Origin of the sequence: Roseofilum halophilum BLCC-M91 (assembly GCF_030068445.1) — a bacterium.
GTDB lineage: Bacteria > Cyanobacteriota > Cyanobacteriia > Cyanobacteriales > Desertifilaceae > Roseofilum > Roseofilum halophilum.
On record NZ_JAQPOK010000096.1, the window covers coordinates 13,145 to 33,794 of the forward strand.

At 43.3% G+C, this 20,650-nt stretch carries 19 protein-coding genes; 12 read left to right on the forward strand and 7 right to left on the reverse strand.

Annotated elements, in window-relative coordinates; all coding sequences use genetic code 11:
* Position 1 precedes the first annotated feature (1 nt).
* Both PJF56_RS13210 and PJF56_RS13215 read left to right on the forward strand, forming a co-directional pair.
* Entirely contained in the window at positions 2-733 is a 732-nt protein-coding gene (locus PJF56_RS13210; protein ID WP_283763149.1) for a C40 family peptidase, read from the forward strand.
* Positions 730-2,748 (forward strand): mechanosensitive ion channel family protein, encoded by a 2,019-nt coding sequence (locus PJF56_RS13215; RefSeq protein WP_283763150.1) that lies wholly within the window; start codon positions 730-732, stop codon positions 2,746-2,748. Before PJF56_RS13210 ends, PJF56_RS13215 begins: the two co-directional genes overlap by 4 nt.
* 3 nt (positions 2,749-2,751) lie before the next feature.
* Here the strand turns inward: PJF56_RS13215 and PJF56_RS13220 are convergent, their stop codons facing one another.
* The 6 genes from PJF56_RS13220 to PJF56_RS13245 all read right to left on the reverse strand — a co-directional run bounded on the left by PJF56_RS13220 (position 2,752) and on the right by PJF56_RS13245 (position 7,557).
* On the reverse strand, positions 2,752-3,390 hold the full coding sequence (locus tag PJF56_RS13220) for a GDYXXLXY domain-containing protein (protein WP_283763151.1): 639 nt from the start codon (positions 3,388-3,390) through the stop codon (positions 2,752-2,754).
* Between the two features lie 32 nt (positions 3,391-3,422).
* Positions 3,423-3,554 carry a hypothetical protein gene (locus PJF56_RS13225; RefSeq protein ID WP_283763152.1) on the reverse strand — a complete coding sequence of 44 codons (132 nt, stop codon included), beginning with the start codon at positions 3,552-3,554 and terminating at the stop codon, positions 3,423-3,425.
* A gap of 233 nt (positions 3,555-3,787) precedes the next feature.
* On the reverse strand, positions 3,788-5,173 hold the full coding sequence (locus PJF56_RS13230; RefSeq protein ID WP_283763153.1) for a DUF2157 domain-containing protein: 1,386 nt from the start codon (positions 5,171-5,173) through the stop codon (positions 3,788-3,790).
* A 29-nt stretch (positions 5,174-5,202) separates the two neighbouring features.
* Positions 5,203-5,847 (reverse strand): F0F1 ATP synthase subunit B family protein, encoded by a 645-nt coding sequence (locus PJF56_RS13235; RefSeq protein ID WP_283763154.1) that lies wholly within the window; start codon positions 5,845-5,847, stop codon positions 5,203-5,205.
* On the reverse strand, positions 5,820-6,320 hold the full coding sequence (gene coaD / locus PJF56_RS13240) for a pantetheine-phosphate adenylyltransferase (protein ID WP_283763155.1): 501 nt from the start codon (positions 6,318-6,320) through the stop codon (positions 5,820-5,822). Before coaD ends, PJF56_RS13235 begins: the two co-directional genes overlap by 28 nt.
* A 49-nt stretch (positions 6,321-6,369) precedes the next feature.
* Positions 6,370-7,557, reverse strand: a complete 1,188-nt coding sequence (locus PJF56_RS13245) for a M20 family metallopeptidase (protein WP_347179543.1) — start codon at positions 7,555-7,557, stop codon at positions 6,370-6,372.
* An 81-nt stretch (positions 7,558-7,638) separates the two neighbouring features.
* Between PJF56_RS13245 and PJF56_RS13250 the strand changes: the two genes are divergently transcribed.
* From PJF56_RS13250 to PJF56_RS13290, 9 genes are all read left to right on the forward strand, one after another.
* Positions 7,639-8,397, forward strand: a complete 759-nt coding sequence (locus tag PJF56_RS13250) for a DUF6884 domain-containing protein (protein ID WP_283763157.1) — start codon at positions 7,639-7,641, stop codon at positions 8,395-8,397.
* A gap of 15 nt (positions 8,398-8,412) precedes the next feature.
* The gene (locus PJF56_RS13255; RefSeq protein WP_283763158.1) at positions 8,413-9,936 is read left to right on the forward strand and encodes an ATP-binding protein; all 1,524 of its coding nucleotides are present in this window, start codon (positions 8,413-8,415) and stop codon (positions 9,934-9,936) included.
* Between the two features lie 4 nt (positions 9,937-9,940).
* Positions 9,941-11,590: a hypothetical protein gene (locus tag PJF56_RS13260; protein WP_283763159.1), complete on the forward strand. Its 1,650-nt coding sequence runs from the start codon at positions 9,941-9,943 to the stop codon at positions 11,588-11,590.
* A gap of 5 nt (positions 11,591-11,595) precedes the next feature.
* A complete protein-coding gene (locus PJF56_RS13265) occupies positions 11,596-12,630 on the forward strand; it encodes a tRNA guanosine transglycosylase family protein (RefSeq protein WP_283763160.1) in 1,035 nt (344 codons plus the stop codon).
* Between the two features lie 116 nt (positions 12,631-12,746).
* Entirely contained in the window at positions 12,747-13,469 is a 723-nt protein-coding gene (locus PJF56_RS13270) for a Uma2 family endonuclease (protein WP_283763161.1), read from the forward strand.
* A 17-nt stretch (positions 13,470-13,486) separates the two neighbouring features.
* The gene (locus tag PJF56_RS13275; protein ID WP_283763162.1) at positions 13,487-14,167 is read left to right on the forward strand and encodes a Uma2 family endonuclease; all 681 of its coding nucleotides are present in this window, start codon (positions 13,487-13,489) and stop codon (positions 14,165-14,167) included.
* Positions 14,168-14,347: 180 nt separating this feature from the next.
* The gene (locus PJF56_RS13280; protein ID WP_283763163.1) at positions 14,348-15,301 is read left to right on the forward strand and encodes an NAD(P)H-dependent glycerol-3-phosphate dehydrogenase; all 954 of its coding nucleotides are present in this window, start codon (positions 14,348-14,350) and stop codon (positions 15,299-15,301) included.
* 595 nt (positions 15,302-15,896) lie between these two features.
* Positions 15,897-17,162: an RNA polymerase sigma factor SigC gene (sigC, locus tag PJF56_RS13285; protein WP_283763164.1), complete on the forward strand. Its 1,266-nt coding sequence runs from the start codon at positions 15,897-15,899 to the stop codon at positions 17,160-17,162.
* Between the two features lie 317 nt (positions 17,163-17,479).
* Positions 17,480-18,574: an ABC transporter ATP-binding protein gene (locus PJF56_RS13290; protein ID WP_283763165.1), complete on the forward strand. Its 1,095-nt coding sequence runs from the start codon at positions 17,480-17,482 to the stop codon at positions 18,572-18,574.
* A gap of 31 nt (positions 18,575-18,605) precedes the next feature.
* On the opposite strand, the gene glgA is transcribed toward PJF56_RS13290, so the two are convergent.
* On the reverse strand, positions 18,606-20,084 hold the full coding sequence (gene glgA / locus PJF56_RS13295) for a glycogen synthase GlgA (RefSeq protein WP_283763166.1): 1,479 nt from the start codon (positions 20,082-20,084) through the stop codon (positions 18,606-18,608).
* Between the two features lie 256 nt (positions 20,085-20,340).
* Here glgA and isiD point away from each other — a divergent pair, with 256 nt between their 5' ends.
* Entirely contained in the window at positions 20,341-20,562 is a 222-nt protein-coding gene (gene isiD / locus PJF56_RS13300) for a protein IsiD (protein WP_283763167.1), read from the forward strand.
* Positions 20,563-20,650 lie beyond the last annotated feature (88 nt).

A 20,650-nucleotide genomic window follows, 5' to 3' on the forward strand; every position in this document is an offset into this window, starting at 1 on the left:
TATGATCTCGATTGAAGAACTGACTGCAACTCAAGCTTATCAATTTCATGGTGATGTCAATTTATACAACTCCTGTGAAACTCAAGAGTTAGCGACGCAGGGGGCTGGCGATCGCCAGTTTCACCTCCTCGGATCTCCCCAAAACAACGCCCTTCCCATCCTCCTATCCGAAGACGACTATTCCTGCTGGTTATCTTTGGACGACTTAGACAAAATCGATCTAGCCCTAGCTCCCTATCAACCCCGTCCCGTCTCCCGTGCCGAAATCGAAAAACGGAGCGATCGCATCATTGCCTACACCCAAGATGCCATGAATCAACCCAATCACTATCTCTGGGGCGGAACCGTACCCCCCAATTACGATTGTTCTGGATTAATGCAAGCCGCATTTGCCTCCGTCGGCATCTGGATACCTAGGGATTCCTATCAACAACATAACTTTACCCAACCCATTGCCATTCAAGAAGCACAACCCGGAGATCTCCTATTTTTCTCCTCTGGAAAACCCATTACCCATGTTGCCCTCTATTTAGGAAATAACCACTATATTCATAGTTCCGGAAAAGATCGCGGACGCAATGGCATTGGGATAGACACTTTAGCTTCCGAATCCGATCCCATTAGCCAATATTATGCCCAAATCTTCTGTGGTGCAGGTCGTATTGTGGCTGGATATATCAGCACCGGAAATCCAGAGGCTCAATTTGAATGTCCTATATCAGTCAATTCATGAAAACAGCTCGTTTTGTTAGTATTTTTAGCCTAGCAGTCCTCTTAATTCTTACTATTCAACCCTGGGCGATCGCTCAACTGCCTTTCTTAACACAGCCAACGATTACAACCCAGGAACACAATACCCCTTGGTGGGATCTCAACAAAGCTAAACCCTGTGGCAGATATTGGTGCAGTGAAGTTCATCTTTATAGCACCAAAGTATTAACAGGAGAATTAAAACTTGCGGTTCAGTCTGATTTTCAATCTGAAAGCCCCAATGAAGCCATCATAGAGGTTGAGCAAAGAGCAAAATTAGTACAATCTTCAATCAATAGAGGAATTAATGCAATCACCCAAAATTATGAATTCCCTCACAGCGCTGAGGGCAAAAACTGGATTTTTTGGTGGTTTTGGAATCAAGACAAACCCAAACATCCACTCACACCACGATTAGCTGTTGGGATCAAAAATAATCAAACCGTCATTTATGCACCTCCTCAACCTCAGTTTGGAATTCTGAGATCTGCAACAGTCGTTACCATTACTGATGTAGATTCCAGCGCTAATTTTACTTCTATTGAACGATTAGGAGAAATTTGGCGTAACAACTTAGAATTAGCGTTTAGCGAAATTTTATGGGGAAAAGAATTTGATGCCCAATATCCTTGGATTCGTTCAAAAATTGCCTTCTTCATAATTTTATTGACTTTCAGTATCTTTGCATTATTTTATCTTGCTAGAGAAAAATTAACAACATGGAGAAGAAAACTTAAAAACAAGATTAAAACATTAGTTAAATCCCTTGAAGTTGATGCCCAGGAAAATTCTGGAGAGACCCTAGAACAAGAAGCTGACACCTACCCTATCAATAGTTCTGATTTACCATCAGAAAGTTTTGCTAACACAATGGATGTTAGTCATAGACGAAAGAATAATAATAGAAAAAAAATCAAAAAACTTCATTTAGTTTTGAAATCATTTTTGATATTCAACCCGATCAAAGCATCCACAAAAAAGCTATTTTCTCAAATATCTTTGATGCAGCAAACAAATAACTTTATTGAATTATTTAGAAGGATTTTCTTGATCTTACAACCCTCAGCATTATTAGTTGGTCTTGCTTTCACGTTTGGGTTATTTAGAAGCACGCGATTTTTGACCTTTGCCTTTATTATTCAAGCTATTTTACTGCCTACCCTTTGGATTATAATTACGATAATCGATAAAATTTTCGACATTATTATCGATTATACATTAAATAAATGGGCTAAAGAAAAACAAGAAATAGATCCTGCATCTAATCGTTATACTTTTCGTGTTACAACCTATTCTCCGGCCATAAAAGGGGGTAAACATGCGTTATTTGTCACCTTGGGCATTTATATTACGATCAACTTGTTGGGCGTGAATATGAATTTTCTAGCGAGTGTCGGCGTTTTAACTGTTGTGCTGGCATTTATTTCGCGAAATTTATTAGAAGACATGCTCAATGGTATTTTAATCCTCTGGACGGATCGCTATGCTCAGGGAGACTTTGTTGAGATTAATAATTTTTCTGGTACAGTGGAAATGATTAATCTTTATGTTACCCATCTCAGAAATTTAGATGGTCAACTGATCATTATCCCTAATGGTCAAGTTTCCACGGTCATTAACAGTACAAAAGATTGGTCAAGAAGTAATTTAACGATTAAGATTGCTTTAGGTGCAGATTTGAAAAAATCCATGGAAATTATTAAGCAAGTCTCGAATGAACTGGAGGAGGATGAAGAATGGAAAGGTAAAATTTTAGAACCGGTCAATATTCTAGGTGTGGATGATATTTCCCATGAAGGAATAATCATTCGGTTCCTGATTAAAACTGTACCAGGTGAACAATGGGCTGTTGCTCGGACATTTCGTTTACGGATTAAGAAAGCTTTGGATGAATCGGGAATTTCTCTAGGAATTCCTCAGCAAATTTGGTATACTACTGGCAGAGGATATGATAATCCACTTCAACCTCCTATTTCAATAGATACGGATGATTCTTGATTTTTAAAACTGATAACATTGCTCGTTAATGCATAATTTTATGGGAACCGATCGCCCGCGATCGTCAACTTTGATTTCCACCACAAAGGGTTGGTTCTCTTGTTGTTGCGCTAAGTTGATTTCTTGATTGATTTTCTGGCGCTGATCTTCGGGCATATAATAGGTTTCTAATCCATAAACCAATTGCCCTTGATTGACTCGTCCACGCAAAGCAATTTGATTAGAGGGTAAATTGTCAGGTAAACTGGCGCTGACTGAAATGGCTTTCCAAGGTTTAGGCAATTCTCCCTGAGTCTCGGCTTGCGGTTGTTCTAAAATTAGATAAAATTCGCGACTGAGTTGGTTGGGTGTGGCGGATAACCGATCCCATCCGGGAAGACTTTGCAGGGTTTCCCAGCGAGAAATATCATAACTCAAGGTTTGGGAATAGCCCCGTAACCAATCATAGGGATCGACGGGTTGGGTTTGCAAAACAACGGTTTTTCCGGTCATTCTAGTATAGAATGCTTGACCGGGAATGGCGACGACTAAACCCACTTGGACGGCTAAGGGAAGAATTAAACGCCACCAGCGAATTTTAGTGCGTTCTAGGGAGTTTTTTAGAGGTTGAGAAAGGGTAGACGGGAGAATAGAGTTAGACATATAGTCGCTTTAAGATAACTGCATGGGTGGCTTCAGACATAATAATGCGGTTTTCTAACGAAATTTTCCCTTAACCGTTCTAGTTGTTGATGGGTATCGTAGACGATGCGATCGCCCGTTGTCGCCATCTCCTTATTAAACCCAACCTGGAGACTATCTTCCACCAGGGAAATCCTGTAACTGCTTGTCGCGTTCATATCGCCGGTTATCCGTATAAATTCCTGTACTTCGACTACTATGACATACCTCTGGATAGCCCCTTGTGGGGGATGGGGGATTTGTAGGTTGGGTTGAGGAACGAAACCCAACAAATACGTTGGGTTTGCGTTGGGTTTCACTTCGTTCAACCCAACCTACAGAACTTTTGCTCCCCTTCGCCCATTCTAAAAAGACGGGGCTACCCAACTCCCGAACTTTGTTGGTGTTGTTTTTCAAACCAGAATCCGGCTGCCATTACGCCTAAGCCGCAGAGGATAAAGACTATCGATTTTAAGAGTAATCCGGTGTCGTATTCTAACATGCGGCTAATAATTTGCCCGGTGAGTAATACTAATCCGCTCCAAAATCCTAGCCGGGTTCCCCATTTTAATCCGCGACGAATAAAGGTAATGGCGAGTAGGAAGATTTGGATGTTGATAATCAGGGGAGCAAAAATGGGTAAGGGGTAGATGAGACTGTGCCAGAGGAAGAGAGCGCAGGTGATGGCTAAAAGGTTTAAGACGAGAAGACTAGAGTTGTCTAAACGCCAGCGATCGCCCGATCGCCGAGATTGAGAGAATTGAAACCACTGCCATAGGGTTAACCCCACTAGGGCTAAAATATCGAGGCTTAAGCGCCATCCTCCTAGGGTGTCATCAATTCTATCCCAAGTGGCCCACCCATTCCACCATGCATGGAAGGAAAACAGGTATAACTGTAGGGCGATCAGTAATAGGGCGAGTCTGCGAGCAATGGGTTGAAAGGGACGATGATTGAAATTGCCAAAGGCGATCGCGCGATCGTCGTAACCCCACAAAAATGCTGGTGGCAACGTCAACCCTAATGTCACTTTGACGACTAAGGGAACCGTCCACACGCCGATCGCCGCAAGCTGTATCCATACGGTGGGGATAAATGCCACCATCATTAAGGTAAAAATCACCCGTGAATTCCACCAACGGGCTAACCCAATTCCGACTACACCGGTGATTAAGGGGGCATGTTGCAGCATTCCGGCAATACCGGGTAATCCCCCTGGAGCCAACCAATCATCTAGACTCGATCCATAGGCAAGAGCCATTAACACGAAGGAAACGAACCCTAAAAGGGGGGTTCGCAGACTCATGGCTAAACCGGTTACCCCCAATCCCCAAATCAGATAGAGTTGATAAATGGGGCCATCGAGGTGAAACATTTGGGACATTAAACCCAAGGAAGCGCCCAGGAGCAAGGTTCCCAAGAGCAATAACCCTTGGCCAAATCGGTGTTGCCATTGTTCGGAGGGAAAACGCCATAAGTAAAATCCCAGGCTATGGGATGTAATTAAACTGAAGAGTAATAGGGCGATTTTGAGCGATCGCGGCCAGCCTTGCCAATTAGCCGCCACAAATGTAATCGCCCCCAACCCCAATAATACGGCTCCCAATCCCACCAACACGGCAATAAACCGGTTACTTGCGGCCTCTTCCAGGCGATCGAATTGATAGCGATGGGATAATTGAGTATAAATTTCCTCAGAAATTAATCCTTCAGATTTCCAAATCTGAGCTTCTTGACGCAATTGGCGGCGAAATTTCTCGGCCATATCATTACTTTATCTTCTCATTGGGTCGATCACTGGAGTTGTTCGCGACCATTACGAACCACCCGCAACATCTCCCCTAAACGACCTTCAAGATCCTGCAACACCTGATCTGCATAATCATCGGCTCCTTTCTGAATCATTTCGCAATCTTCCAAGAGTTTCTGGCGTTGGAGTTCTAAATCTTGTGTGGACTGTTTTTCTAACTCCTGCAACTCCAAAACTAAATTTTCCTTCGTCTTTTGACACTCCTGTAGGGTTTGTTGCCAAATAACTTGTGCTTCCTGTTCCGCTTGCTGCACTAAGCTCATTTCGTCTAAAATCTCACTGGCCTGTTGTTCGGCGGCACTAATGAGATCTTGTGCATACCGTTTAGCTTTGAGCATAATTTCATCCCGGTTACTCACCAAGGTTACCGCTTGCTCAAAAACTTTGGGTAAATGAAACTGAATTAACTCAATTTGATCTAATAATTGGTCTTCATCTACAAATGTATACCGCGTCCAAGGAATGCGGGCGCTCATCAACATCATTTCCTTCAGGCGTTCTAATTCCTCTTGAATATCCACTTCCGGTTTAGCATGGAGTCCATTGGTTCCATTAGGAGAAGGTTCTCCCTGGGTTGGGGAGGTGGGTTCGCGTTCTGAGTTTATGGGGGAGGGGTCTTGTTGTAACATTGATAGATATCGAGGGCAACGTGATGGGGAACTAGGTGATCGACGGAAGCGCCAAATTGAGCGATTTCTTTAACCAGACTACTACTCAGAAAGCCATATTCTGTAGACGTTGCCAGAAACACCGTTTCGATTTCCTCTAGGAGGGTTTTGTTGGTGTGGGCCATTTGGAGTTCTTTTTCAAAGTCTGACACCACTCTCAGACCCCTCAGCAATACTTGAGCGCCTTGCATTTTAGCATAGTGTACGGTTAGACCATCAAAACTGTCAACTTTGACATTCAGTAAATGTTCGGTCGCTTGTTGAATTTGACTCATGCGTTTAGCCACCGAAAATAGGGGTTTTTTGTTGGGGTTGATCATGATGACGACAATCACATGGTGGAATAGGCGAGATCCTCGTTCAATGATATCGAGATGGCCAAGGGTGATGGGATCGAAGCTTCCGGGGTAGATGGCAGTTAAAGGTAAACCCATAGATTGGATTGGCCCATTGATCGAGTACATGAGGATTATACGGTATGGGCTATTTGGTTTCTTCTTGTTGCCAATAGAGGGCGGCTGCATAGGCTAGGGTGATGACACCAATGGCTATGGCGCTTTCATCGACTTCAAATTTGGGATGATGGAGGGGATAGTTGGTTTTATTGGTATGGCCAATTCCTAGGCGAAACATGCTACCGGGAGCATGATCTAAGTAGAGGGAGAAATCTTCAGCGCCGAGAGAGGGTTCGAGTAGATTAATGACGCGATCGCCTCCTAATGCTTTTTGGGCTGCTCTTTCGATGAGTTGGGTGATGTTGCTATCATTTTGTACGGAAGGAACCAACCGGCGATAGCTAAACTCGTAGGTTGCCCCATAACAGTCGCAAATACTTTTCACGATGCCTTCTATCCATTGGGGTAACTGGGCGCTGGTTTCTGGATGGAGCGATCGCACGGTTCCTGTTAATTGGACGCGATCGGCAATTACATTATGGGCCCGACCGCCACTAATTTGACCAAACGACAACACCACCGGACGCAAGGGATTTTGAGTCCGACTAATGGCTTGTTGCAAACTGGTAATCACCTGGGCGGCAATCCAAATGGCATCCTTGGCTTCATGGGGTCTAGCTCCATGGCCCGATTCTCCCACGATCGTCAATTCTATCTCATCCGCCGCCGCCGTCAAAGCTCCATAGCGCACGCCTACCGAGCCAGCCGGAATGGTTGGATAGACATGAACCCCTAAAATGGCTTTCACGTCTTCCATCACCCCTTCTTCGACCATCCAGCCCGCGCCTTTGGCAATTTCTTCGGCGGGTTGAAAAATAAATCGTACTGTACCGGGTAGGGGGATGCCCAACTCAGATAAGACCATCGCTGTACCTAGGCCGAGTGTGGTATGCACATCATGACCACAGGCGTGCATCACCCCCGTTTGCCGAGAGGCAAATTCTAAATCCGTCGATTCATGAATGGGGAGCGCATCCATATCAGTACGAATGGCCAAACATCCGGCCCCAGTTTCTGCTCCTGGTAATTCAGCAATTACCCCGGTTTTGCCCACTTCTTCTTTGACATGCAGTCCGGCGGAGGACAACACCCCGGCAACATAGGCGGCTGTTTGCCGTTCTTGGCCGCTCAGTTCGGGATGGGCATGGATATGGCGACGAATTTCAATCAGTCGGGGAGCAATGCGAGCGGTGAGGTCTTGGATTTCAGAGAGCATAGTGAGAGAATAAACCGGTGTTAGATAATTTGCCATAGTTAAACCGTAAATCAACAGATCGAGAAAATTCAAGTCTCACTATTGAGAAAAGTTGATGATTTCATGACAAGTCACCGTTTACTGATTCTATCTTGTTCCCAGACCAAGCGATCGCAGCCCGAAGCATTACCCGCTCTTGAGCGCTATGATGGGCCAGCTTTTCGGGTAGTACGCCGTTTCTTGAGAGAACAGCCCGATCCAAGTTTAGATATCTATATCCTATCTGGGAAGTTTGGCTTGATTTCTAGTAATCAGTTAATTCCAGATTATGACCACAAGATGAGCCAAGCGCGTGCATTAGAGTTAAATTCGTCTATTGTTACGCATTTAGAAGCGACTCTCAAGGTTCATGATTATCAAAGATTACTGATTTGCGTCACAAAAAAGTATTTTAAAGCACTTGAAAGCTACCATCAAGTCATCCCCATTTCTGTTAATGTGATCCTTGCTACTGGAACATTGGGAAGAAAACTGTCGGTATTACGTCAGTGGCTTTATGGCGATTCCTTGCAAGTTTTAGCACCAGTTATTAATGAACAGCCTACAGATAAAATCCATTTCAAAGGAGTTGAGCTAAACTTAAGTGATGTAAATTTTTCTGAAGTTGCCCGTCAAGCTTTGGCACAAGGCAAAGGAAAACCCTATAATTATCAAACATGGTATATTTTGGTTGATAATCAGAAGATTTCTCCCAAATGGTTAGTTAGTCAATTAACCGGGTTCCCCGTAAGTTCCTTTCACTCCCAAGCTGCTCGGCGACTTTTGCTACAACTTGGCATTCCAGTCTATTGTGATTTATGAAAACATGGTTTTTGTATGAAGAAGAAGTCTTATCCCATAGGAACCGTCATTTCAGATAAAGAAACACCAACGTTTGAGACAGTCCGGATTAAATTAAAAGCTGGGAAAGATGTGAAACCTGGGACATTGGTGAAAATGAATGTTTCCAGAGAAGGGGAAGCAACAATTTTAATTGGACGTATCCGCAGTGGTTATGAAAGTAACCCAAATAAAAGCGTAGCTGGTGTAACAGTTAGTGATAATTTAGCTCTTCCTACCCCATCTATGCCAGAGGAACATAGTACAGATATTTATCGATTAGTTGAAGCTGACTTAATCGAGGAAATTATTGGTAAAGAAATTAGATCACCTCAAAATTTGCCGAATTCAGGTTCTGAAGTTTTTATTGCTGACTCTAGTGAAGTCGTTCGCGTTTTAGGACTCGAAACCGACAAAAAAGAAGGTTTGCATTTAGGGGAAACTGTAGGAGGTGTTAAAACCGATATTATTCTTAAAAAATCAGCAATTCAAAGACACTTTTTTATTGGGGGAACTACTGGAAGCGGTAAAAGTTATGCAATGGGTGTTGTTGCAGAAGAATTAATTAAACATAATTTACCAGTAATTTTCATTGATACTCAGGATGAATATTCAGAGTTTGTTAAAAAATTAAGAGGTACTGTTAAGAGACCTGGTGAAGATTTTACTATTCGCATATCATCTTTAACTGAGAATGAACTGTTAACATTATTGCCTAGTGCAACCACTGAATTACAAAGAGATATAGCCGCTCGTGCTTTTAGCGAATTACAAGTTGAGCGATTATCTAATAATATTGCGGAATTTTCTATTGATGATTTATTAGAAAAAATGCAAATAGTCGGACCCACTTTGACTAATAAGAGAGATAGTGTAAGTATGGCTATTAGTCGAACTAGCTCTTTAAGACGTGATCCAATATTTGGTAATGGAATTAGTAAAGGGGATTGGTGTAAATTTATGAGTCCTTGTTTGGCCATTGACTGTAAGCGTTTAACTGCTTCTCAACTTCAATCAATTGCTACTGCGGTACTAAGAGAACTTCAAATTCTACGTCTTCATAATCAAATTCCTCCTTATGTAGCAGTAGTTGATGAAGCTCATTTGTTTGTACCACAAGGAGAAAAAAGCCCTTGTAAGCAGATTATTCGAGAAGGGGTAAGGATAGGCAGACATCATGGGATTTGTATGGTGTTAATGACCCAAAGTCCTGTTGACATTGATAAAAGTGTAATTCGTCAATGTAATACTAGATTAGTTTTTGCTCTAGAACCCGATCAATTAGATGCTATTCAAGGAGTCAAAGCAGATGCTACCGATGAAATGTTAAGAGCTTTACCCAAAATGCCACAGGGAACTTGTTTGATCTCTGGCACTTATGAAAGCCTGAAACACACAATTCCTGTCAAAATTAGACAACGGACTACTCCAGATTCTGAAGGGGGTAAAACTCCTGATATTTTCCAAGAAATGCAAGATGATTGGATTGATAAAATTACTGCGTTGAAAGAAAAGAATTAGTAAAATGCCTCGCAAGAAAAAATCCAGCTATATCAACTCAAATTATATACAATTAGAAATGAATTTTGATGAGATTTTTAACCCGGACAGCTCTCAAATTTTGAATCGTGAACAAATCAATAGTTATGATAGATTGAAAAATCACGATCCATTAGAGCAAACCCTTGAGTACATGAGCAAATTAGTTAAAGCTCAAGATCAATGGGAAACCACTATTCAAACCGCGAGAGAACGCTTATCACAAAAAGATCCCAGAGAATTATATCTTGAGTTTTTTCAGGATTTGAGAGAACAAATTAAGCACAGTTCAAATCAATCAGAGCGGTTAGCAAATTTGCTAAAGCAAGTGGCTATTCGTGGCTTTGGAATGACGAAGGAAGAAGTTAATATTACTCCTCCTCCAAAAGGAAGCCGTCAGTGGAAAGTTGAATTAAATAAAGAATTAGTGCAACGACACCTGGAGACTCATATTGTAGGAAGATATTTTCTAAATTCGATTGAAAGTGATGATAGTTTATGGAATAACGGTGATTTTTTAATAGGATCTTCGGATGTAAGTCAGCATCGTAGTTCAGTTCCGTATCCTGCTCGTTTTTTTAATCGGACTGTACCCTTTTTATTAAACAATGCTGCGGGTGCAATTGTTAGAGTAAGCAATGGCAAGGCTATATTTGATCAAGGTCGGTTTAATCCACAACCAACTCAAGATTTACTTCAATGGATGTTAATTGATCCATCTTACCAAGATGAATTAGAGCCAGAAGATTTTCATCGCTGTACTGCTTCAGCTATGGATGTAGGTCAATATATTTTTGATCATGAATATTTATTGAATGCGGATAGAGATTGTCCTAATATTATCCTTAGAGATGGTAGTTTATTTCCACAAGATGCTTATTTAGATAATTATATAATTGATAATAGACGAGGTGAATTTACTAGAAAAGCTATTAAAGAATTACTAAAATGTGTAAACTCTGCTAGAGATTTTAATAGAATTTATTGTGGAGTTTCCAAAAATGTTCGTTTAAAAATATACAGTTCTGTTTTAGATTGGTACATTGCAAAACACATAGATACAAATTGGGAAACAGGAAATTATAGTTTAACTGATGGACAAGCAATGACATTATTGTTATCTTCTCCAGATTGTTTTGATAATGGTTTAAAAAAGGCTATATGTACTTGTTTAATTCGTAGATCATTTACAACCAGAGCAACTTTAAATGAAAAGGCAAACTTGAAAGCATTAGATGAATCATATTTTAACCGATATCGTCAAAGAATTGACGATGAAAAAAGCGGTATTGATATAGCACCTTATAAGGATTTATGTGAAAAATTTCATACTTATACGTTTTTTATTGGACATTCTAAAAGCCCTAATAAATTATTACCTCGTTATGAATTCTTCTCGGCAAACAATAAAGATATTGAAATGATAGCTGCTCAGATATTAACAGCTATAAAATACTGTAGCTTTGCAGTTGATGAAGATCATTCTTTTATGAGCGATGAAGCTATTACTTACTTGATTCCATCTGTAACACAACAATCTCATACTTATTCTAAAGATGTCGGTAAGTGGTTAACTCAAAATGTAAAACATCAATTACTATCTAAATATCAATCTTTAATTGAAAAAATGGTATAAAAGTTTTGCAAATTGTAGCTGGATTTGGCTTAAAAGGCATCAAACCCCGTGTCTGGGATAAAACCTCACCCTATTACATCAAAGAGTTACAAGCAGTGATGATTTCCTATGCTGATTTTCATAAAATGCGTAGGCAAAGACAGCAAGTTATGGAAAAAGGATTACACGAACATTTTTCCATTCCTAAAACTACAAAATTTTATCTAGATAACGGCGCATTTTCATTTATTAAAAATCATCAAGAGCTTCCCGTTGAAGAATATCGAGAATTTGTCAAAGCAGCTCATCCAGATTGGTATCCTATTCCTCAAGACTTCATCCCCATCCCTCAAATGACTTTAGAGGAACAGGAACAGTGTTTTCAAAAAACCATGAACATGAACTTTCGGCACTATCAAGGTAAGTATGTCCCTGTTGTTCATATTAGCCAATTCTTAGAACAATATATTGAAAAAATTCTCAGTAGTAAAGCTCTAAGAAATAAAACAGACATTGCTTTAGGTGGAATAGTCCCCAACTTGCTCCGCGCTCCCAAAGCCATATCTCATGAAAAAATAATTCATGGTTTAGTTAGCTTCCGGCAACAATTTAAGGATAAAAAACTGCATGTTTTTGGTATTGGAGGCACTTCAACCTTACATATTGCTGCTTTACTGGGGATTAATTCGGTTGATTCTAGTGGATGGCGTAACCGTGCAGCTAGAGGTTTAATCCAACTTCCAGGAACGGGCGATCGCATTGTAGCACAGCTAGGGAACTGGAGGGGTCGATATTTGAGTCAAGAAGAAGAAGAAAAACTAAAAACTTGTCAATGTCCCGCTTGTCAACAATATGGCTTAGAAGGATTAAGAGCCAGTGGAGGCTATGGATTTTATAATCGAGCCACTCATAACCTATGGGTACTCCTAGAAGAAGCCAGACAAATTGAAGAGCATCTGAATATTATTGGCGATTATAAAACTTGGTATTTAGAGCATCTGGATAATACGATTTATCGTCCATTAATTCAAAAGCTGCTCAAGGAAGTGAGAATTGATTAATGATTCGTTATAATAAGATCCCAAATCTTGTCTGTGACTTATTCGTAATTTAGTTATTACATACTGAAACCTCTATCAATGGCGATCGCGCTCTAGTCCCTCTATTTTTTACCACCATGACCGCAACCCTAGTATCGAATACCCAACCCACAACAGAAGAAGAAATTCTCTTCCCTCCTGGTAACCTTTATAGTGATGAACCTCCCGTGGAAAGTGAACTGCATCTGAGACAAATTATCCTCTTGATTCAATGCTTAGAGAGGCTCTGGCGCGATCGCCAAGATTTCTATGCAGCCGGTAATCTCACCATCTACTATAGTCCCCGACAACTTAAATCAGAAGACTTTCGCGGCCCCGATTTCTTCGTTGTCCTGGGAACAGAGCGCAAACCCCGCAAAAGTTGGACGGTTTGGCACGAAAATGGAAAATATCCCGACGTGATTGTGGAAATTTTATCCAAAAACACGGCATCGGTAGATCGGGGATTGAAAAAACAGATTTATGAAAATACGTTTAGGACGGCGGAATATTTCTGGTTTGACCCCGATACTTTAGAGTTTGAAGGATTCGTTATGGTTGGGGGTCAATATCAGGCGATCGCTCCCAACCCGTCGGGATACTTATGGAGTCAAGAACTCGGATTGTATTTAGGAAGGAGCGATCGCCAATTACGCTTTTTCACAGCCAATGGCGATTTGGTTTTGACACCCAATGAAATCGCCGACCGAGAAGCTCAACGAGCTGAGACAGAAGCTCAACGAGCCGATACGGAAGCTCAACGAGCAGCTCGCCTAGCGGCTAAACTTAGAGAACTGAACATCGATCCCGATACGCTCTAATTCCTCTATTTTTTGTCATGACTGCTTTATCCAACCTCTTCTCCAATACCGAATCGGAAGAAGAAATTATCTTCCCCCCTGGTGACCTTTATAGCAATGAACCTCCCATGGACAGCGACCTGCATCTAAAACAAGTTATCCTCTTAATTCAATCTTTAGAAAGACATTGGCGCGATCGCCAAGATTTCTACGTTGCGGGTAATCTCTCGGTCTACTATAGTCGCCAACAAATCGAATCAGGAGACTGGCGCAGCCCGGATTTCTTTGTTGCCCTGAAAACGGAGAGAAAACCGCGCAAAAGTTGGGTAGTTTGGCAGGAAGATGGTAACTATCCCCATGTGATTGTGGAAATCTTCTCCCAGAACACTCCACCAGCCGATCGCCAAGTGAAAAAAGAGCTTTACCAAAAGATTTTTAGAGCGCCACAATATTTCTGGTTTGACCTAGAAACGCTAGAGTTACAGGGTTTTATATTCAATGGTGGTGACTATGCAGAGATCCCTGCCAATGAGTCGGGATACTTGTGGAGCGAGCAATTGGGATTATATTTGGGGAGGCGCGATCGCCAACTCCGTTTCTTCACCGCCGAAGGTGAGTTGGTTTTGACACCGGAAGAAGTAGCCGATCGCGAAACTCAACGAGCCGATCGCCTAGCGGCTAAACTGCGCGAACTCAACATTGACCCCGATAGCATTTAAGATCCAATCCTTAGATATGTGCTACAGATGATTGACACGGGGACACGGGGACACGGGGACACGGGGATTGATGTGTAGCGTGATTGTTGGGATTTAATATAATCCATCTTCTCGCTTTTCATGGGTCACGGGATCGGGAAGGGTGATAGATCAATAGAAAACCCTACTGGAAATAGACCCATGAATTCTAATCTATTGTCCCCTTTCCCTTCAGATACGCCGATCGCCATCGCCATTGTTGGGGGTGGAGTCTGGGGACAAACCCTGGCCCAACTGGCTGGCGATCGCCACCATCAAGTAAAAATCTGGTCTCGTCGCGGCGATCTCACCCTCCCTGAAGCCCTTGCTGGCGCTTCTCTCGTCCTCAGCGCTGTGTCCATGAAAGGGGTAAAACCGGTGGTTGAGCAAGTGCAAGCCTGTGGACTTGAGCCTTCTACCGTCATCGTCACAGTTACTAAAGGCCTCGATCCGAGCGATCGCATCACCCCCTCCCAACTCTGGCAACAAGCTTTTCCTCAGCATAGCGTCGTCGTTTTAGCCGGCCCAAACCTCTCCAAAGAGATTAATCAAGGTCTCCCTGCTGCCACCACGGTGGCTAGTCAAAACCCCCAAGCCGCCCAATGGGTACAGCAGGTCTTCTCCTCCTCCCGGTTTCGCGTCTATACCAACGATGACCCCCTGGGGGTAGAGTTGGGGGGAACCTTAAAAAATGTTTTGGCGATCGCCGCCGGAGTCTGTGACGGTCTACACCTAGGAACCAACGCCAAAGCCGCCTTACTCACCAGGGGCTTAACCGAAATGATCCGCATTGGCACTCATTGGGGAGCCAAACCCGAAACCTTCTACGGACTCTCCGGTTTAGGAGATCTCTTAGCCACCTGCAATAGTCCCCTCAGCCGTAACTATCAGGTGGGTTATCAACTGGCCCAAGAAAAACCCCTATGGGAAATTCTCGACCATCTCGAAGGAACCGCCGAAGGCATTAATACGACAGAGGTTTTAGTCCAACTGGCCCAAACTCATCACATTCCTATCCCCATCTGTACCCAAGTTGATTTACTGCTGCAAGGGAAAATAAGCCCCCATCAGGCGGTTCATGCCCTGATGTTAAGAGATATTAAGCCGGAATCCTGATATTAGAACGTGAAATTAGAAGAAAGACAGGGGGAGTCAGATCCGGGCTACCCCTATCTGGGTATAGGTTTCACACTTGTGAATACTTCTTGGAGTCCATTGAGTTAGTGATAAAGATTAATTCAGCCTTTGACCCAAGTCACTTCCGTTGCGGTAACCTCTATCTATAGTAGAGTAGGCTCGAAAAAACATAGGATACTCAGTCGGTAAGATAAATCAATCAGGGTGCAGGATTTCATAGTCCATCTGAATTGATTCTCCTAATAAAAAAAGATGAGAACCCATTGAATCAAGGCTGAAACCGCATAAAACCGGCTTAACCGCAAACAACAGTAAGCAAAAACCTAATGCCCTAAATCCTGAGTTGTTAGAGAAACTGAATCCCTGTCGTCTAGACCCTCTCTGGCTTAGACCCTTGAGACTCAAGTTAACTCAATCAAAACTCGGAAAACCGGATCGAGTTGATGGAATTACAGACCCATAGATTTTATAAAAAGAATCTAAAGATTCTGTAATTTATCACTCCCTTGGGGAACCCTAATCGGAGAGGAACCCTGTAACTGCTTCCCTTTCATGACTTGGAGCAACTGAGACGATGACTACGCCAGTAACTGCTTTTGGCCCACACCCTGAATATGATGAATCCTCGACTCCTGACCCTGAGTTAGGAGCTTCCGAGGGCTTTGCTTCCGAGGAAGATATGACCTCCTCAGATGTCATGTCTGAACTGGAAATTGAGTCTACGGAGTCGCCTAACCGGTCAACCGCAGTCAACCGTCGCACGACGGATTTAGTGCGGTTGTATCTTCAAGAAATTGGTAGAGTCCACTTGCTCGGTCGAGATGAGGAAGTTGCAGAAGCCCAAAAAGTCCAGCGTTATATTCAACTGATCGAACTACGCAATCAAGCTGGAGAATCAGAAACGGGGCCCATTCGAGAGTATGTTCGGTTAATGGAAATTCGCGATCGCCTCACCTCCCAGCTTGGCCATCGCCCCAGTTGGGAACGCTGGGCGGAAGTCGCTGAAACCAATGTGGCAGCCCTCAAATTGGCTTTAGTTGAAGGAAAACGCCATTGGGCCGAGTTAGCCGGATTAACGGTTGCCGAGTTAGACAAAATTCAATCGGCGGGGATTAAATCGAAAGACCACATGATTAAGGCCAATTTACGTCTGGTAGTCTCTGTGGCCAAAAAATACCAAAATCGCGGTTTAGAGTTGCTGGATTTAGTACAAGAAGGAACTTTGGGACTAGAGCGAGCAGTGGAAAAATTTGACCCCACTAAGGGGTATCGCTTTAGTACCTATGCCTACTGGTGGATTCGCCAAGGGATTACGCGGGCGATCGCCACCCAAAGCCGAACCATCCGCTTACCAGTTCACATTACGGAAAAACTCAATAAAATCAAAAAAGCCCAACGCAAACTGGCCCAAGACAAAGGCCGTACCCCTACCATCGAAGATTTAGGGGCAGAATTGGACATGACTCCGGCCCAAATTCGAGAAGTGCTATTGCGGGTTCCGCGATCGGTATCCCTGGAAACTAAGGTGGGTAAAGATAAAGATACGGAACTGGGCGAACTTCTGGAAACCGATAGCATTTCTCCAGAAGAATCCTTAATGCGCGAATCCTTGCAACAAGACCTGCGTCATCTGATGGCCGACTTAACCAGTCGGGAACGGGATGTGATTCAAATGCGCTTTGGCCTCGGTGATGGTCATCCTTATTCCTTGGCTGAAATTGGCCGCGCCCTAGAACTCTCTCGCGAGCGCGTGCGGCAAATTGAGGCTAAAGCTTTGCAAAAGCTACGTCAACCCAAACGCCGGAACCGAGTAAGAGATTATCTTGAATCCCTCAGTTAACAGACTTGCTCTCTCTAGCTCGATTGTGGGATCGTCGGCAATGGGATAATGAATGGGTCGGGAAAAGGGTTTCCCGACTTTTTTATGTCCATTGTATTGACAATTATTATCAACAAAGTTATAGTAGCCCTTGGTGTTCTCCGAGTAAAGATATGACAGGGAAGGAGAGGGTGTCTTCTTCTCTGTCATCTGTTTCTTTGCTATCAATCCCCTTCTGAGTCTTCCCTGTATAAACTAAGAACTCTTCTCAAAAGGTGGGGAAAAACTATGCTAGTGTAATAACAGTTTTAATCGATTGAACGGTTGAAGGGAAGAGCATGACACAGTTGGTGGTGTTGAACCTGGAAGGGGTGAGCAAAAACTTCCATCCCAATCAAGTACCTGTGGTTAATGGGGTCAATTTGACCCTCAAGCAAGGTGATATTTTGGGACTCCTGGGCCCTTCAGGATGTGGTAAAACGACCTTACTCAGGTTAATTGCTGGATTTGAGCAACCGGCTGGGGGAAAGATTGAGTTACTCTCTCAAGAGGTGGCCACAGGTAGGTTTTCCCTGCCTCCAGAAAAGCGAGATGTGGGGTTTGTGTTTCAGGATTATGCCTTATTTCCCCATCTGACGGTCGCTGAAAATATTACCTTTGGCTTAAAGCATCGTCGAGGATCGAGGAAAGGAACGATCGAAAAACGGCTGTTGGAGGCGATCGCCCTCGTGAGCTTAGACGGACTCCAAAATCGCTACCCTCACCAACTCTCTGGAGGACAACAACAACGGGTTGCCCTCGCTCGCGCTCTAGCCCCAGAACCGACACTGATCCTCTTAGACGAACCCTTAAGCAACCTCGATATTCAAGTGCGAGTACGTCTGCGATCGGAAATTCGCCGCATCCTCAAAGCCAGTGGTATATCAGCAATTTTTGTCACTCACGATCAAGAAGAAGCCCTCTCCATCTGTGACTGGGTAGGCGTGATGCACCATGGCACAATCGAACAAATTGGCACGCCAGAACTGATTTACCGCAATCCTCAAACTCGCTTTGTAGCTGAATTTGTCACCCAAGCCAATTTTATCCCGGCTCGTCGTAACGGTTCTCAATGGGATACGGAAATCGGCTCATTTGCTGTGCATGAACGGGAAGCTTTAGAGCAAGGGGATTTAATGATTCGTGAAGAAGACCTGCACATCAAGCCAGATGAAAATGGGATTGCCGAAATCGGCGATCGCCAGTTTTTAGGTCGCGAACATCGCTATACCTTATACACTTCCTCTGGACTAGAACTCAAAGCCAGAAGCGATACCCTTCATCCCCTACCCATCGGCGCAAAAGTCAATCTTCAAACCTCGCCCAAAAGTTGGCAAATCTTTGCCAGCTCAGGGAATGATAGAGTCGGGGCAAAAAATAAGGGCGAACACTAGGGACAACAAACGTTTCGCCCCTACTACTGAACTATTTATGACGGATATAGTCATAAAGCCCCAAGTATTGACTGCCAGGATTTTTCCAAGAATAATCGTAGGTCATCCCCTGAAGCACTAATTTTTGGAACTCTTGAGGATACTCATACCATAAACCGATCGCCCGATCCATCGCCGATTCTAGAGCGCTATAATCCGTTTGATAGAATACATAACCATTGCGCTCTTCCAAGGGTTTATCTTGATCGTAATCCCGGTCAAAGACCGTATTTTGTAAGCCACCCACCCCGCGCACAATGGGCACAGTGCCATATTTCAAGCCAATCATCTGGGTCAATCCACAGGGTTCGTAGTTACTCGGAACCACAATCATATCTGCACCGGCATAGATTAAGTGGGATAACTCTTCATTAAAGCCCAGTTCCAAATGGCAATCAGCATTTTCATTCAAAAATAGCTTTTCATGCCAGAACCAGTCATTAATCCCTTGCTCGGTTGCCGAGCCGAGTAACACAAATTGCCCTCCCCGATGCAGGGCATAATAGATAGCATGGTGAACCAGATGCACCCCTTTTTGATCGTCTAAGCGACCGATAAAAGCAATTAAAGGCTTTTTCTCGTCATGGGCTAACCAGAGCTGCTCGCGCAAGGCTTGCTTGTTCTTGGCTTTGTTCTTCAGGTTTTTGGAGCTGTAATGATAGGGAATGAAGCGATCGACTTCTGGATTCCATACATCGCAGTCAATGCCATTGAGAACCCCACCAAATTTATAATTATGCAGCTCTAGGGTATGCCCTAAGCCATAACTAATATCTGAATAGCGGGCTTCCCAAGCATGGTGAGGGGAAACCGTATTGACAAAATTAGAATAAACGATGCCCCCTTTCATTAAGTTAAGGGCAAAGGGATTAAAATTATCTTGCAGGCGATCGTACTCAAAATAATAGGACTCTCGATTGAGTCCTGTTGCCCACAGAATATCAACGCCACCAATGCCTTGGTGCTTAAAGTTATGAATGGTATAGCACACCCGTTGATTGTCCAGTCCATGATACTTATACATTTCATAGAGCAATACCGGCACTAAACCGGTTTGCCAGTCATGACAATGGATAATATCGGGACGTTTGTTGGTTCTGAGGATAAATTCTAGAGCGGCTTTGGAGAAGAAGGCAAAGCGCATGTTATCGTCTTTGCAACCATAGTAACAGCCACGATTGAAAAACAGATCGTCAGAATGGGGATCGATGAAGAAACATAATCGTCCATGAACCCAACCACACAGGACATCGCAGTAAATGGCGGCTCCATACCAAGGAACTTCGAGATTGTGATAGGCTTCGTGTAAACCCCAAATTTGGTCATAGCGCATACAGTCGTATTTGGGAAGGATGATTTCTACTCCAACTCCTCGGATTTCTAATTCTCGGCTCAGTCCATAAACGACATCCCCTAAACCTCCAGCTTTGATGACTGGAGCGCATTCAGAGGCGATCTGCACAATGTACATATTCACTCCTGGGTTCACAAAAGTTTATTCTCTCTGCTTTTATTCAAACATGAAGTCGGGGAATGGGGAATGGGTAATGGGTAATAGGTAATGGGTAATAGGTAATGGGTAATAGGTAATGGGTAATAGGAAAACCATTGCCCAGCCTTTGATCCTAACCCTCAATTTGTTGAATAGAGCGTGGGCTTCCCGGCGGGGTAGCTAAAATGGGATAAGATAGGGTTGATACACAGACGGCGCAATGGGAGGCTCAACTATGGCAATGCTCACTATCTCCAAGCAGGCAATTTCTCAGATGACTTCAGAAGATATCACCCTGCTCGCCAACCGTTTGGAAAAAGATGAGTATAGTAATGCTTTTGAAGGATTAAGGGACTGGCATCTATTGCGGGCGATCGCCTTCCAGCGTCCTGAAATGGTAGACATCGTTCAACCCTATCTCTATTTGTTAGACATGGAAGCCTACGATGAAGCGTAGACCAAAACAGGAACCGAGAGGAAGAAGGATGTCGCAAGTCAGGCAAGCGTTCATCCTTTTTCCTCTTTATTGAATCGATTAACGTATC